The sequence below is a fragment of the Achromobacter sp. MFA1 R4 genome (assembly GCF_900156745.1).
GTDB lineage: Bacteria > Pseudomonadota > Gammaproteobacteria > Burkholderiales > Burkholderiaceae_B > Achromobacter.
Genome location: NZ_LT707065.1, coordinates 1,884,809 through 1,897,780, shown reverse-complemented (window position 1 = coordinate 1,897,780; position 12,972 = coordinate 1,884,809). Strand labels below are relative to the sequence as shown.

The 12,972-nt window shown below is 67.7% G+C and carries 18 protein-coding genes; 1 reads left to right on the top strand and 17 read right to left on the bottom strand.

The window, feature by feature from the left end; all coding sequences use genetic code 11:
* Positions 1-53: 53 nt before the first annotated feature.
* On the bottom strand, positions 54-830 hold the full coding sequence (locus tag BXA00_RS08530; protein WP_076517982.1) for a Nif3-like dinuclear metal center hexameric protein: 777 nt from the start codon (positions 828-830) through the stop codon (positions 54-56).
* Positions 831-849: 19 nt separating this feature from the next.
* On the opposite strand from BXA00_RS08530, the gene BXA00_RS08525 reads away from it, so the two are divergent.
* Positions 850-2,007, top strand: a complete 1,158-nt coding sequence (locus BXA00_RS08525) for a trypsin-like peptidase domain-containing protein (protein ID WP_076517980.1) — start codon at positions 850-852, stop codon at positions 2,005-2,007.
* Here BXA00_RS08525 and BXA00_RS08520 read toward each other — a convergent pair.
* The 16 genes from BXA00_RS08520 to BXA00_RS08445 form a co-directional block, all read right to left on the bottom strand.
* Positions 2,004-2,414: a helix-turn-helix domain-containing protein gene (locus BXA00_RS08520; RefSeq protein ID WP_076517977.1), complete on the bottom strand. Its 411-nt coding sequence runs from the start codon at positions 2,412-2,414 to the stop codon at positions 2,004-2,006. The genes BXA00_RS08525 and BXA00_RS08520 overlap by 4 nt on opposite strands.
* Before the next feature lie 96 nt (positions 2,415-2,510).
* Entirely contained in the window at positions 2,511-3,305 is a 795-nt protein-coding gene (tatC, locus tag BXA00_RS08515; RefSeq protein WP_076517975.1) for a twin-arginine translocase subunit TatC, read from the bottom strand.
* Positions 3,302-3,835 carry a Sec-independent protein translocase protein TatB gene (gene tatB / locus BXA00_RS08510; protein WP_076517972.1) on the bottom strand — a complete coding sequence of 178 codons (534 nt, stop codon included), beginning with the start codon at positions 3,833-3,835 and terminating at the stop codon, positions 3,302-3,304. The genes tatC and tatB overlap by 4 nt, the downstream gene beginning before the upstream one ends.
* Before the next feature lie 75 nt (positions 3,836-3,910).
* On the bottom strand, positions 3,911-4,138 hold the full coding sequence (gene tatA, locus BXA00_RS08505) for a Sec-independent protein translocase subunit TatA (RefSeq protein ID WP_076517970.1): 228 nt from the start codon (positions 4,136-4,138) through the stop codon (positions 3,911-3,913).
* Between the two features lie 14 nt (positions 4,139-4,152).
* A complete protein-coding gene (locus BXA00_RS08500) occupies positions 4,153-4,521 on the bottom strand; it encodes a histidine triad nucleotide-binding protein (protein ID WP_056320402.1) in 369 nt (122 codons plus the stop codon).
* A 17-nt stretch (positions 4,522-4,538) separates the two neighbouring features.
* Positions 4,539-4,889 carry a phosphoribosyl-ATP diphosphatase gene (locus BXA00_RS08495; protein ID WP_076517967.1) on the bottom strand — a complete coding sequence of 117 codons (351 nt, stop codon included), beginning with the start codon at positions 4,887-4,889 and terminating at the stop codon, positions 4,539-4,541.
* A complete protein-coding gene (gene hisI, locus BXA00_RS08490) occupies positions 4,886-5,290 on the bottom strand; it encodes a phosphoribosyl-AMP cyclohydrolase (protein ID WP_076517966.1) in 405 nt (134 codons plus the stop codon). Before hisI ends, BXA00_RS08495 begins: the two co-directional genes overlap by 4 nt.
* A 2-nt stretch (positions 5,291-5,292) precedes the next feature.
* Positions 5,293-6,114, bottom strand: a complete 822-nt coding sequence (hisF, locus tag BXA00_RS08485) for an imidazole glycerol phosphate synthase subunit HisF (protein ID WP_076517963.1) — start codon at positions 6,112-6,114, stop codon at positions 5,293-5,295.
* Positions 6,111-6,851, bottom strand: a complete 741-nt coding sequence (gene hisA, locus BXA00_RS08480; RefSeq protein WP_076517960.1) for a 1-(5-phosphoribosyl)-5-[(5-phosphoribosylamino)methylideneamino]imidazole-4-carboxamide isomerase — start codon at positions 6,849-6,851, stop codon at positions 6,111-6,113. The genes hisF and hisA overlap by 4 nt, the downstream gene beginning before the upstream one ends.
* A gap of 57 nt (positions 6,852-6,908) precedes the next feature.
* Entirely contained in the window at positions 6,909-7,607 is a 699-nt protein-coding gene (gene hisH, locus BXA00_RS08475) for an imidazole glycerol phosphate synthase subunit HisH (RefSeq protein WP_076517957.1), read from the bottom strand.
* A gap of 52 nt (positions 7,608-7,659) precedes the next feature.
* Positions 7,660-8,247 (bottom strand): imidazoleglycerol-phosphate dehydratase HisB, encoded by a 588-nt coding sequence (gene hisB, locus BXA00_RS08470; protein ID WP_076517955.1) that lies wholly within the window; start codon positions 8,245-8,247, stop codon positions 7,660-7,662.
* 1 nt (position 8,248) lies between these two features.
* Positions 8,249-9,355, bottom strand: a complete 1,107-nt coding sequence (gene hisC / locus BXA00_RS08465) for a histidinol-phosphate transaminase (RefSeq protein ID WP_076521859.1) — start codon at positions 9,353-9,355, stop codon at positions 8,249-8,251.
* A 56-nt stretch (positions 9,356-9,411) separates the two neighbouring features.
* Positions 9,412-10,716 (bottom strand): histidinol dehydrogenase, encoded by a 1,305-nt coding sequence (gene hisD / locus BXA00_RS08460; protein ID WP_076517953.1) that lies wholly within the window; start codon positions 10,714-10,716, stop codon positions 9,412-9,414.
* A 68-nt stretch (positions 10,717-10,784) separates the two neighbouring features.
* On the bottom strand, positions 10,785-11,459 hold the full coding sequence (gene hisG / locus BXA00_RS08455; RefSeq protein ID WP_076517951.1) for an ATP phosphoribosyltransferase: 675 nt from the start codon (positions 11,457-11,459) through the stop codon (positions 10,785-10,787).
* Entirely contained in the window at positions 11,456-12,727 is a 1,272-nt protein-coding gene (gene murA / locus BXA00_RS08450) for a UDP-N-acetylglucosamine 1-carboxyvinyltransferase (RefSeq protein WP_076521858.1), read from the bottom strand. Before murA ends, hisG begins: the two co-directional genes overlap by 4 nt.
* Complete coding sequence (locus BXA00_RS08445; protein WP_076517949.1) at positions 12,727-12,972, bottom strand: BolA family protein; 246 nt, start codon at positions 12,970-12,972, stop codon at positions 12,727-12,729. The genes murA and BXA00_RS08445 overlap by 1 nt, the downstream gene beginning before the upstream one ends.

Below are 12,972 nucleotides of genomic sequence, written 5' to 3'. Positions count from 1 at the left end.
TCGGGCGCTTTGTTTATTGCGTGGGCCGGATTTGGGCCGGGTCCACGCCCGCTTCAGGCCGGATTGTCGATATCCACGAATTCGACCTTGATGCCGAACTGTTCGGCCACCGCCTGCCCCAAGGCTTGCACGCCGTAGCGCTCGGTGGCGTGGTGGCCGGCCGCGATGAAGCCCACGCCCGTCTCGCGCGCCAGATGCACGGTGGATTCCGAGACTTCGCCGGTGATGTAGGCGCTGGCGCCCGCGTCGACGGCGTCTCCCATCATGCCCTGCGCACCGCCGGTGCACCAGGCGACCTGCCCCAGCGGCAGGTCCGGGTCTCCCACGACGAGCGGCTGGCGGCCCAGGGACTGCGCGACGCGCTCGCCAAGCTGGCCCAGCGTCTGCACGCCGGTTGCGTGGCCCAGCCAGATCAGTCCATCCTGCCCGCAGGTCAGCGGCGCGCCGTCGTCGCGCCGCGCGGGCGCCAGGCCCAGCACGCGCGCGAGCTGGGCATTGTTGCCCAGGGTGGGATGCGCATCCAGGGGCAGATGGTAGGCGTACAGGTTCAGGTCGTTCTTCAGGGTCAGGGCCATGCGCGTGCGGCGCGTTCCGATGACGCGGCGGTCTTCGTTGCGCCACATCCAGCCATGGTGCACCAGCACCGCATCCGCGCCGCGCTCGACGGCGGCGCGCAGCAATGCTTCGCTGGCCGTGACACCGGTGATAATGTGTCCGACCTCGGATCGGCCTTCCACCTGCATCCCGTTGGAACAGTAGTCCTTGAAACGGGCCGCCTGCAGGGTGTCGTCCAGCCAGCTGGCCAGGACGCGGGAGTCCACTTTATTCATTGCTAGTCCTATCAGAATCATGCGCCGATATTGGCTGATCTTTGCTCAGGCCGTCACGGTCTGCCTGGCTATTCTATTCGTGGTGACGACGTTGCGGCCCGACCTGCTGCGGGTGAACGGACCGGGCGCGGTCCAGCAGGCCGCGGCGGCGGGCGGGCGGCCGCCCGCGGGCGAGGTGGGCGCGGTGTCCTACGCCGACGGCGTGGCGAAGGCGGCGCCCTCGGTCGTCAATGTCTTTACCACCAAGCATGTGAACGTGCCGCTGATTCCGCTGCCCGACGATCCGGTGCTGCGCCAGCTTTTCGGGCAGGTGCCGGGGGTAAGCCGCCGCGAGGCCTCGACCAGCCTGGGTTCCGGCGTGATCGTGAACCAGGACGGCTACGTGCTGACCAACTACCACGTGGTGCAGGCCGCGGACGCCATCGAGGTGGCGCTGCGCGACGGGCGGCGCGACACCGCCAAGGTGGTGGGCGCGGACCCGGACACCGACCTGGCGGTTCTCAAGCTGGAAAAGCTGCGGTCCCTGCCGGCGGCGACGCTGGCGCCGGACAAGGGGTTGCGCGTGGGCGACGTGGTGTTGGCGATCGGCAATCCGTTCGGCGTCGGACAGACCACCACGCAGGGCATCGTCTCGGCGCTGGGCCGCAATGGCCTGGGCCTGAACACGTACGAGAACTTCATCCAGACCGACGCGGCGATCAATCCCGGCAACTCGGGCGGCGCGCTGGTCGATGCCTACGGCAACCTGGTGGGGATCAACACGGCGATCTATTCGGAGTCGGGCGGATCGATGGGCATCGGCTTTGCAACGCCCATTGAGATCGCTCGCAAGGTCATGGATGACATCGTCAAGACCGGCTCGGTCAAGCGCGGGTGGCTCGGCGTCGAGCCGCAGGACGTGACGCCGGAACTGGCGCGGGCCTTTGAGCTGTCGCGCGACACCACGGGCGTGATCATTGCCGGCGTCATGCGCGACGGTCCGGCCGCGCGCGCCGGCTTGCGGGTGGGCGATATCGTCCAGTCGGTCAATGGCAAGCGGGTAACGGACACCACGGCGCTGTTGTCGGAAATTGCGCAATTGCCGCCGGGGCAGCGCGCCACGCTGGGCGTGCTGCGGGCCGGCAAGCCGGCGGAGCTGGCGGTCGTGGTGGGCACGCGGCCGGGCAAGCCGCGCTAGAGACGCTTGCGCAGCGGCGGGGGCGCGGCGCGGCCGTCCTGCTTGTCGGAGATTTCGCGCACCAGGGCCAGGATCAGCTTTTTGGTGCTGTCGGGCTGCGGGCCCAGCCGCGCGCAGATTTCGGCGCAATAGCCGTCGAGGCGGGCGGTGGCGGCGTCCTGCAGCCGGGGCGTGGAAGCGGACCCGGGCGCGGCGGCGGGCACGACGCCGTCCGTCAGCCAGGGCACGCTGGTGTCCAGGGCCTGCGCCAGTCGTACGACCGTGTGACGGGACGGCGAATAGCGGTCTTCTCGGGTGAGGATGCGATGGATGCAGGACTGCGGCACGCCGGATAGGCGGGCGAGCTGGTTCTGGCTATGGATGCCGCGCCACCGCATGAGGGTGCGCAGTCTTTGGGAGAGCGACATGACTGCAATGTAGGATTGCAGCCATGGGTCGACAAGGGTGAAACGGTCTGATTTTGCGCAGACCGTCCAGGCCGTCCAACCGCTTCCCGGGTGGCGTCAGTGACGTTCGGTCAGGGAGCCGGAGGCGGCGTCTTCTTCGGGCGCGCCCGCTTTCGGGGTGACCATGCGGGCGCAGATCAGCCCGACCTCATACAGCAGGCACAGCGGCACCGCCAGCATGAACTGGCTGACCACGTCCGGCGGCGTGACCACGGCGGCGATGACGAAGGCGCCCACCACCACGTAGCCGCGCGCGGACTTGAGCTTGGAGAGTTCGACCACGCCCATCTTCACCAGCAGCACCACGGCCACGGGGACTTCAAACGTGATGCCGAAGGCCAGGAACATCGTCATGACGAAGCTCAGGTAGGCCTCGATGTCCGGCGCCGGGGTGATGGACTGCGGCGCGAACGTCGCGATGAAGTGGAACACCGTGCGGAACACCACGAAATAGCAGAACGCCATGCCCGCGATGAAGAGGAAGGTGCTGGAAACGATGAGCGGCAGCGCGAGGCGCTTTTCATGCCGGTACAGACCGGGCGCCACGAAGGCCCAGGCCTGGTACAGCACCACGGGCAGCGCCAGGATGAACGCGGCCATCATCGTGACTTTGACCGGCACCATGAACGGCGTGATGACGCCCGTGGCGATCATGCGCGTGCCTTCCGGCAGCGAGGCCAGCATGGGCGCGGCCAGCACGTCATAGATGGCGGAGGCGCCGGGATAGATGAAGAGCACGATGAACACGGCCACCACCGCGCCGACGGCGCGCAGCAGGCGGGTGCGCAGCTCGACCAGATGGGAGATGAACGTCTCCTGCTGGCCTTCTTCTTGGGATGCGTCCTGGGTCACGACGGGGTTCCGGAGGGCGAGACGGGCTTGGCGGCGGGCGCGGCGTCGTCAGCCTTGGGCGCCAGGGGCGCCGGGGCGGGTTGTTGGGCGGCGGCTGCCGGAACGGGCGCGGGTTCCGTGGCGGGCAGGTCCAGATCCAGATTCTGGTTCTGGCCCGGCGGGGCGATGGTGCGCGTGGCGTCGGCGGGCGTGGCGGTCGCGGCGGCCGGCGCGGCCTTGCCGCTGGCTTCACGGGCGACTTCGTCGAGTTCCGCGCGGAACTGCTGCACGGGTTCCTGCAGCGAGGCCTGCGTTTCGTTCAGCGATTGCTGCACGCCTTGGGCGGCGTCTTCCATCTCGGACTTGAACTTGCGAAGTTCGTCGATCTCGATTTCGCGCTGGATATCGGATTTGACGTCATTGACGTAACGCTGCGCGCGCCCCAGCAGATGGCCGACAGTGCGGGCCACCTTGGGCAGGCGTTCGGGGCCGATGACGATCAGGGCGACGACGCCGACCACCATCAGTTCAGTGAGGCTGACATCAAACATTCGACGGCCGCTCGGGAATTGAAGCAATGAGGGCCGGCCCGTTCAGGGCTGGCCCGGAGGGAGGCTGGCTGGCGCTCAGGAGTTGGATTTTTCCTTGGCCTGCACGTCGATGGTGTCGCCGCTCACGCGCTGTTGCGCGATGGGTTCGGAGGGCTTGTCGCTGTTGGCGTCCTTCATGCCTTCCTTGAAGCCCTTGACCGCGCCGCCCAGGTCGCCGCCGATGTTGCGCAGCTTCTTGGTGCCGAAAATCAGCGCAACGATGACCAGAACGACCAACCAGTGCCAAATGCTGAAACTACCCATGATGTTTCTCCGAATTACGCAGTGGGAGCCACGCGCCCTTTCCAGGGACGCGAGCCGCCGATGATGTGGAAATGCAGATGCGGGACTTCCTGGCCGCCTTCGACGCCAGAATTGATCATGATGCGAAATCCGCCATCAGGGCCCGGACGGCAACCGTTCTCGGCGGCAAGCCGCGGCGCCAACGACATCATTCTACCCAACCAATCTGCGTCCTCGCCCGTAATATCCTGCATGGATGTGACATGACGTCGAGGGATCAGCAGTAAATGTACCGGCGCGGCGGGATTGATATCGTGAAATGCAACAAAGTCCTCGTCTTCATAGACCTTCTTGGACGGGATGTCGCCAGCGGCGATCTTGCAAAACAGGCAGTTGTCGCTCATGAGTTCGGGGTCCGTGGTCAGTCTTGCGGGCGGCTGGCCTTTTCGGCCAGGCCCGACAGGCCTTCGCGGCGTGCCAGTTCGGCCAGCACGTCTTCGGGTCGCAGGTTGAAATGCGTCAGCGCCACCAGGCAATGGAACCACAGATCGGCGGTTTCGCTGACGATGCGTTCGGGCACGCCGTCCTTGGCGGCCATCACCAGTTCCGTGGCTTCTTCGCCGATTTTCTTCAGGAAGGCATCGGGGCCCTTGGCCAGCAGCTTGGCCGTGTAGGAGGCCTGGGGGTCGCCGCCGTTCTGGGGGCGGCGGGATTCCAGGGTGTCTGCAATGCGGGCCAGCACCTCGGCCGCGCTCAGGGTTTGATCGGTCATTTGTAGATGAGTTCCGGGTCTTTGAGCACCGGATCCACCGTGACCCAGGAAGCGTGGTCCGTCTGCCCTTCCAGGCGGCGGAAGAAGCAGCTCGCGCGGCCGGTGTGGCAGGCGATGCCGCCTTCCTGGTGGACCTTCAGCAGGACCACATCGCCGTCGCAATCCAGGCGCAGTTCATGCACTTCCTGGACGTGGCCGGACTCTTCGCCCTTGCGCCACAGGCGCTGGCGCGAGCGCGACCAGTAGACCGCGCGGCCGGTGGCGGCCGTCTCGGCGAGGGATTCGCGATTCATCCAGGCCACCATCATGATCTGGCCGTTTTCGGCGTCTTGGGCGATGGCGGGGATCAGGCCGTTTTCGTCGAAGACGACATCGGCCATCCAGGCGGGTTCGTTGCTCATAATCAGTCCAATCGTACTTCGATGCCTTGTTCGGCCATGAAGCGCTTGCACTCGCCGACGGTATGCTGGCCGAAGTGGAAGATGCTGGCGGCCAGCACCGCGCTGGCGCGGCCGGTGGTGACGCCGTCGGCCAGATGCTGCAGGTTGCCCACGCCGCCGGAGGCGATGACGGGCACCGGCACGGCGTCCGAGACGGTGCGGGTCAGTTCCAGGTCGAAGCCGGACTTGGTGCCGTCGCGGTCCATGCTGGTGAGCAGGATTTCGCCCGCGCCGTAGGCGGCCATGCGGCGCGCCCAGGCCACGGCATCCAGGCCGGTGGCCTTGCGGCCGCCATGGGTGAAGACTTCCCAGCGGGCCGGTTCGCCGGGCGCGGAGACGCGGCGCGCGTCGATGGCCACGACCACGCATTGCGAGCCGTGGTAGTCGGACGCGGCGCGCACGAGTTCCGGATTGGCCACCGCGGCGCTGTTGATGCTGATCTTGTCGGCGCCGGCATTGAGCAGGCGCTGGATGTCGGACACCTGGCGCACGCCGCCGCCCACCGTCAGCGGAATGAAGACCTGCGAGGCGACCTGCTCGATGATGGGCAGGATCAGGTCGCGGCCGTCGCTGGTGGCTGTGATGTCCAGGAACGTGAGTTCGTCGGCGCCCTGCTCGTTGTAGCGGCGGGCGATTTCGACCGGATCGCCCGCGTCGAGCAGGTTGACGAAGTTCACGCCCTTGACGACGCGGCCGGCCGTGACGTCCAGGCAGGGAATGATGCGGCGGGTCAGCGCGTTCTGCACAGGTGCGCCGGCCCCGGGGGTGCTGCTTGATGTGGTCATTTTGCCAGTTCGTCGGCGCGCGCCTGCGCGGCCTGGAAGTCGAGCGTGCCTTCGTAGATGCTGCGGCCCAGGATGGCGCCTTCGACGCCTTCTTCTTCGACGGCGCACAGGGCTTCGATGTCCTGGATGCCGGCGATGCCGCCCGATGCGTACACGGGGATGCGCACGTGCTGGGCCAGGCGGACCGTGGCTTCGACGTTGACGCCCGACAGCATGCCATCGCGGCCGATGTCGGTGTAGATGATGGCTTCGCAGCCGTAGTCTTCGAACTTCTTGGCCAGATCCAGCACGTCGTGGCGGGTGAGTTTGCTCCAGCCGTCGGTGGCGATCTTGCCGTCGCGCGCGTCCAGGCCGACGATGATCTGGCCGGGGAAGGCGCCGCAGGCGTCCTGCAGGAAGCCCGGGTTCTTGACCGCGGCGGTGCCGATGATCACGTAGGAGATGCCGGCGTCGAGATAGCGTTCGATGGTGTCGAGGTCGCGGATGCCGCCGCCGATCTGGACGGGGATGTCGTCGCCGACGGCCTCCAGGATCGCCTTGATGGGGGCTTCGTTCTTGGGTTTGCCGGCGACGGCGCCGTTCAGGTCGACCAGGTGCAGGCGGCGCGCGCCCTGGTCCAGCCAGCGGTTGGCCATGGCGGCGGGGTCTTCGGAGAACACCGTTGCATCGTCCAGGTCACCCTGGCGCAGGCGCACGCAACGCCCGTCTTTGAGATCGATGGCGGGGATCAGCAGCATGGTTGGCAGCAAGAAAAATAATGGGGTTGAACGGGCTGGCGCACGCGGGCTCGGGGCCTACGGCTGCCAGTCTACAAAATTGCGATACAGGCGCAAACCGTGCTCGGCGCTCTTTTCGGGGTGGAACTGCACCGCGAAAATGTTAGCTGCCGCCACCGCGCAGGTAAAGGTGACGCCGTAATCGGTTTCACCAACTGTCAGGCCGGAATCGGCCGGATCGGCGTAATAACTATGGACGAAGTAGAAGTGCGAGTCGTCCGGAATGCCGTCCCAGATGGGATGAGAACGCGTGTGGCGGACTTTGTTCCAGCCCATGTGCGGCACCTTCAGGCGCTCGGGGCGGGTGTCGGCCAGGCCCGCGGCGCCGGTGTCGGCCAGGCAGGCCTCGTCGTCGGCGGGGATCAGGTCCGCGAAGCGCGGACCGGAAAAGCGGCGCACGACGCCCGGGAAAATGCCCAGGCACGTCGTGGCGCCTTCTTCGCTGGACTCGAACAGCATCTGTTCGCCGACGCAGACGCCCAGGAGGGGCTTTTCGCGGGCGGCGCGCACGACGGCGTCGCGCAGGCCGGATTCGTTCAGCGTGCGCATGCAGTCGGCCATGGCGCCCTGGCCCGGGAACACCACGCGGTCGGCCGCGGCGATCTCCTGGGGCTGGTTGCAGATGCGGATGTCGGCGTCAGGCGCGGCGTATTTCAGGGCGCGTGCGACGGAGTGGAAATTGCCCATTCCGTAATCGACGATGGCGATAGTGGTCACTTCGGTCTGCCTGGTGCGGTGCGGAGTTGATTGCGTACCTGGGGGGCGTACCTTACAGCACGCCCTTGGTGGAGGGCACGACGTCGCCCATGCGGGGGTCGACTTCCAGGGCCATGCGCAGCGCGCGGCCACAGGCCTTGAAGACGGTTTCCGCCTGGTGGTGGGCGTTGAACCCGCGCAGGTTGTCGATGTGCAGCGTGATGAGCGCGTGGTTGACCAGGCCCTGGAAGAATTCGCGGGTGAGATCCACGTCGAAGCTGCCGATGTGCGAGCGCGTGAAGGGGATGTGGTATTCCAGGCCGGGACGGCCGGAAAAGTCCACCACGACGCGCGACAGCGCTTCGTCCAGCGGCACGTAGGCGTGGCCGTAGCGGCGCAGGCCGGCCTTGGTGCCCGCCGCCTTGGCGATGGCCATGCCCAGCGTGATGCCCACGTCTTCCACCGTGTGATGCGCGTCGATGTGCAGGTCGCCCTCGGCCTTGATGTCCAGGTCGATCAGGCCGTGGCGCGCGATCTGGTCCAGCATGTGGTCCAGGAAGGGCACGCCCGTGTCGATCGTCTGCTTGCCGGTGCCATCCAGATTGATGGCCACGCGGATGCGGGTTTCGTTGGTGTTGCGGGTGATTTCTGCGGTACGCATGTTAAGCACTCAAGATCTCTTGCAGGGCGGATAGCAAGGCGGCGTTCTCGGCCGGGGCGCCCACCGAGATGCGCAGGCAGTCAGCCAGCAGCGGGTGGGCGTTGGAGAAGTTGCGAATCAATATTTTGCGCGCTTTCAGCGCCAGATGCACGGCGTTGCCGTCCAGCTTGCCGGAAAAGCGAACAAGTATGAAGTTGGCGGCGGAAGGGAATACCCTGACGCCGGGCAGTTGCGCGAGGGCCGCGGCCAGCGGTTCGCGGTCGGCGCGCAGCCGGGCGGCCTGGTCGTCCAGCACCGGCTTGTGGCGCAGCACGGCATGCAGCGTGGCCTGGGTCAGCACGTTCAGGTTGTAGGGCGGGCGCACCTTGTTCAGCTCGGCGATCCAGGCGGGATGGCCGGCCAGGTAGCCGAACCGCAGGCCCGCCAGGCCGATCTTGGACACGGTGCGCATGACCACCACGTTGGGCGCGTCCAGCACCTGCGGCATCCAGGTGTAGCCGGCGAACGGCTGGTAGGCCTCGTCGATCACCACCAGCCCCGGCGCGGCGTCGATGATGGCGTCCACGTCCTCGGGCGACCACAGGCCGCCGGTGGGATTGTTGGGCGTGGCCAGGAACACGAGCTTGGGCTGGTGTTCGCGGATGGCCGCCAGCATGGCCGGCAGATCCAGGGTCAGATCATCGGTCAGCGGGACGCCCACGAAGCGGGCGTGGTCGAAGCGCGCCGCCATGTCGAAATACACGAACGACGGCCAGGGCGACAGGACCACATCCCCGGGGTTGCAGCAGGCCTGCACCATGATGTGGATGAGCTCGTCCGAGCCGTTGCCGAAGAGCACGTCCGCCGCATCGGGTATGCCGAAGGCCGTCTTGACGGCGGCCTGCAGCCCGGACAGGTCGGCGGACGGATAGCGGTTCAGCGGGGTGTCGCGGACGGCGCGCGCGATCTCGTCGCGCACGGCCTCGGGCAGCTCGTACGGGCATTCCATCGCGTCCAGCTTGATGCAGCCTTCGGCGTGGGCGACGGGATAGGCCGCCAGTTCGAGGATGTCGGCCCGGACGGTGCCTTGGACGCGGCCGGCGACGCCCGCCGCCGGAACTGCGCGCACTGGACCGCCTTCGTGCTGCGCACTCCGGTATTCGCCCTTGGGGCGGCCCGGCAGGCTCATGGCTTGTCGACCCGGTACTGGGCGCTGGCGGCGTGCGCCTGCAGGCCCTCGCCCAGCGCCAGTTCGGCGGCGATGCGGCCCAGCGTCTGGGCGCCGGCGTGCGAGACCTGGATCAGGCTGGAACGCTTCTGGAAGTCATAGACCCCCAGCGGCGACGAGAAGCGCGCCGTGCGCGAGGTGGGCAGCACGTGGTTCGGGCCGGCGCAGTAGTCGCCCAGGGCTTCGGAGCTGAAGCGGCCCATGAAGATGGCGCCGGCGTGGCGGATGCGGGCGGTCCAGACTTCGGGCTGCTCGGTGGAGATCTCCAGGTGCTCGGGGGCGATGTCGTTGGCGATCTGGCAGGCCTCGTCCAGGTCGCGGACCTGGATCAGCGCGCCGCGGTTGGCCAGGCTGACGCGCAGGATGTCGGCGCGCGGCATGGTGGGCAGGAGGCGCGCGATGGACGCTTCGACCTCTTCGATGAAGGCGGCGTCGGGGCACAGCAGGATGGATTGCGCGAGTTCGTCGTGCTCGGCCTGCGAGAACAGGTCCATGGCGATCCAGTCGGCCGGCGTCTTGCCGTCGCAGATGACCAGGATTTCGCTGGGACCGGCGATCATGTCGATGCCGACCACGCCGAAGACGCGGCGCTTGGCGGCGGCGACATAAGCGTTGCCCGGTCCGACGATCTTGTCCACGGCCGGCACGGTGTCGGTGCCGTAGGCCAGCGCGCCCACGGCCTGCGCGCCGCCGATGGCGAACACGCGGTCCACGCCGCTGATGGCGGCGGCGGCCAGCACGATGGGGTTGCGCACGCCGTCGGGCGTGGGCGTGACCATGATCAGTTCCTGCACGCCCGCGACCTTGGCCGGGATGGCGTTCATCAGCACCGATGACGGGTAGGCCGCCTTGCCGCCGGGCACGTAAAGGCCCACGCGGTCCAGGGGCGTGACCTGCTGGCCCAGCAGGGTGCCGTCGGCTTCGGTGTAGGTCCAGGTCTCGGCGCGCTGGCGCTCGTGGTAGGCGCGCACGCGGTCGGCGGCGGCTTCCAGCGCGTTGCGCTGGGCGGCCGGCAGCGCGGCCAGGGCCGCATGCCAGTCGGCCTTGGGGATTTCCAGCGTATGGGCCGTCGCGTCCGGCATGCGGTCAAAGCGCTGCGTGTATTCCACCAGCGCGGCGTCGCCGCGCGCGCGCACGTCGGCCAGGATGCTGGCGGCGGCGCGGTCGATGGATTCGTCCTCGGTGGCCTCGAAGGCCAGCAGCTTGGACAGGGCGGATTTGAATCCGGGATCGCGGGAGTCGAGACGATTGATCAGGGCCATGGCGTCATGGAGCAAAGCAGGTAACGGTAACTGGTAACGGCCGCCGCGCCGGGCGCGGCGGGCGGGAGTCAGACGTTGCGGGAGGCGGCTCTTGCGAAGGCGTCCAGCAGCGGTTGCAGGCGGTCGCCGCGGGTCTTCAGGGCAGCCTGGTTGACGATCAGGCGCGAGGAGATCGGCATGACGTCTTCCACGGCGACCAGGTCGTTCGCGCGCAGCGTGCCGCCCGTGGACACCAGATCGACGATGCAGTCGGCCAGCCCGACCAGCGGCGCCAGTTCCATCGAACCATACAGCTTGATGATGTCGACGTACACACCCTTGGCCGCGAAGTGTTCACGGGCTGATTGCACGTACTTGGTGGCCACGCGCAGACGCGCGCCCTGGTGGACGGCCGCCTCGTAGTCGAAACCGTTGCGCACGGCCACGGCCAGCCGGCACTTGGCGATGTTCAGGTCGATGGGCTGGTACAGGCCGCCGGGCTGCTCCTTGGCGTGCTCGATGAGCACGTCCTTGCCCGCGATGCCCAGGTCCGCCGCGCCGTACTGCACGTACGTGGGCACGTCGGAGGCGCGCACGATGATCAGGCGCAGGCCGGGATCGCTGGTGGGCAGGATGAGCTTGCGCGAGCTTTCCGGATTCTCGGGGACCTCGATGCCGGCTTCCGCCAGCAGCGGCATGGTTTCTTCGAAGATGCGGCCCTTGGACAGCGCCAGGGTCAGGGGGGTGACGGGGGCATTGCTCATCGAGCCTGTTCCTTGCCGGTAACGCGTTGGATATCCGCGCCCAGGGCGCGCAGTTTCACTTCCATCTGGTCGTAGCCGCGATCCAGGTGGTAGATGCGGTCGATCAGCGTGTCGCCGTCGGCGGCCAGGCCGGCGATGACCAGGCTGGCCGACGCGCGCAGGTCGGTGGCCATGACGCTGGCGCCCGACAGGCGCGGCACGCCGCGCACGATGGCGGTGTGGCCGTCGATGTCGATCTGGGCGCCCATGCGGCGCAGTTCCTGCACGTGCATGTAGCGGTTTTCGAAGATGGTTTCGACGATGACCGACGTGCCCTCGGCCACGGCGTCCAGCGCCATCAGCTGGGCCTGCATGTCGGTGGCGAAACCCGGGTACTCGTGCGTGCGAAAGCCCACGGCCTTGGGACGCTTGTCCATGGCGCCGCGGATCCAGTCGGGGCCGGTCTCGATGGTCAGGCCGGCTTCGGCCAGCTTGTCCAGGGTGGCGCCCAGGATGCCGGCGTCGGCGTTCTTGAGCAGGATGTCGCCGCCCGCCGCGCCGACCGCGCACAGGAAGGTGCCGGCCTCGATGCGGTCCGAGATGACGCGGTGCTCGGCGCCATGCAGACGGTCCACGCCGTCGATGACGATGCGGTCGGTGCCGTGGCCCTGGATGCGGGCGCCCATCTTGATGAGCAGCTCGGCCAGGTCGACGACTTCAGGTTCGCGCGCCGCATTTTCCAGGACGGTGCGGCCTTCGGCCAGCACGGCGGCCATCAGCAGGTTTTCTGTGCCGGTGACGGTGACCATGTCGGTGCGGATCGAGGCGCCCTTCAGGCGCTTGGCGCGCGCCACGACGAAGCCGTGTTCGATGCTGATTTCCGCGCCCAGCGCGGCCAGTCCCTTGATGTGCTGGTCGACCGGCCGCTGGCCGATGGTGCAGCCGCCCGGCAGGCTGACGCGGGCCTCGCCGAAGCGCGCGACCAGCGGGCCCAGCACCAGGATGGAGGCGCGCATCGTCTTGACCAGGTCGTAGGGCGCTTCCAGGTTGTCGACGTTGCCCGCCTGCAGCGTGACCACGCCGTCGTCGCCGCGCTCGGCGCGCACGCCCATGCGGGCGAGCAGGCGCAGCATGGTGCCGGTGTCGTTCAGGCGCGGCACGTTGGACAGGACCAGCGTGTCGGCGGTGAGCAGGCCCGCGCACAGGATCGGCAGGGCCGAGTTCTTGGCGCCGGAAATCGAGATCTCGCCGTGCAGCCGCGCGCCGCCGGTGATGCGTAGCTTGTCCATCATTCGCCCGCTTTCTGGTATTCGGCGGGGGTCAGGGTGCGCATCGACAGGGCGTGGATCTCGGCTTTCATGCGGTCGCCCAGCGCGGCGTAGACGAGCTGGTGGCGCTGGATCAGGCGTTTGCCTTCGAAGGCCGTGCTGACGATGATGGCGTCAAAGTGCGATCCGTCGCCCTGCACGTCGAGATGTTCACAGGGCAGGCCGTCCGCGATGTATTGGCGGACTTGCGCGGGAGTGGGAAGCAT

Bases quoted from the DNA above. Each gene is read 5' to 3' on its own strand.
- murA (WP_076521858.1), bottom strand. From the start codon at position 12,727: ATGGACAAGCTACGCATCACCGGCGGCGCGCGGCTGCACGGCGAGATC.
- hisD (WP_076517953.1), bottom strand. From the start codon at position 10,716: ATGGCCCTGATCAATCGTCTCGACTCCCGCGATCCCGGATTCAAATCC.
- BXA00_RS08525 (WP_076517980.1), top strand. From the start codon at position 850: ATGCGCCGATATTGGCTGATCTTTGCTCAGGCCGTCACGGTCTGCCTG.
- BXA00_RS08520 (WP_076517977.1), bottom strand. From the start codon at position 2,414: ATGTCGCTCTCCCAAAGACTGCGCACCCTCATGCGGTGGCGCGGCATC.
- BXA00_RS08500 (WP_056320402.1), bottom strand. From the start codon at position 4,521: ATGAGCGACAACTGCCTGTTTTGCAAGATCGCCGCTGGCGACATCCCG.
- tatB (WP_076517972.1), bottom strand. From the start codon at position 3,835: ATGTTTGATGTCAGCCTCACTGAACTGATGGTGGTCGGCGTCGTCGCC.
- BXA00_RS08445 (WP_076517949.1), bottom strand. From the start codon at position 12,972: ATGCTTCCCACTCCCGCGCAAGTCCGCCAATACATCGCGGACGGCCTG.
- hisB (WP_076517955.1), bottom strand. From the start codon at position 8,247: ATGCGTACCGCAGAAATCACCCGCAACACCAACGAAACCCGCATCCGC.
- tatA (WP_076517970.1), bottom strand. From the start codon at position 4,138: ATGGGTAGTTTCAGCATTTGGCACTGGTTGGTCGTTCTGGTCATCGTT.
- hisA (WP_076517960.1), bottom strand. From the start codon at position 6,851: ATGCTGCTGATCCCCGCCATCGATCTCAAAGACGGGCGTTGCGTGCGC.
- hisG (WP_076517951.1), bottom strand. From the start codon at position 11,459: ATGAGCAATGCCCCCGTCACCCCCCTGACCCTGGCGCTGTCCAAGGGC.
- BXA00_RS08530 (WP_076517982.1), bottom strand. From the start codon at position 830: ATGAATAAAGTGGACTCCCGCGTCCTGGCCAGCTGGCTGGACGACACC.
- BXA00_RS08495 (WP_076517967.1), bottom strand. From the start codon at position 4,889: ATGACCGATCAAACCCTGAGCGCGGCCGAGGTGCTGGCCCGCATTGCA.
- hisF (WP_076517963.1), bottom strand. From the start codon at position 6,114: ATGACCACATCAAGCAGCACCCCCGGGGCCGGCGCACCTGTGCAGAAC.
- hisI (WP_076517966.1), bottom strand. From the start codon at position 5,290: ATGAGCAACGAACCCGCCTGGATGGCCGATGTCGTCTTCGACGAAAAC.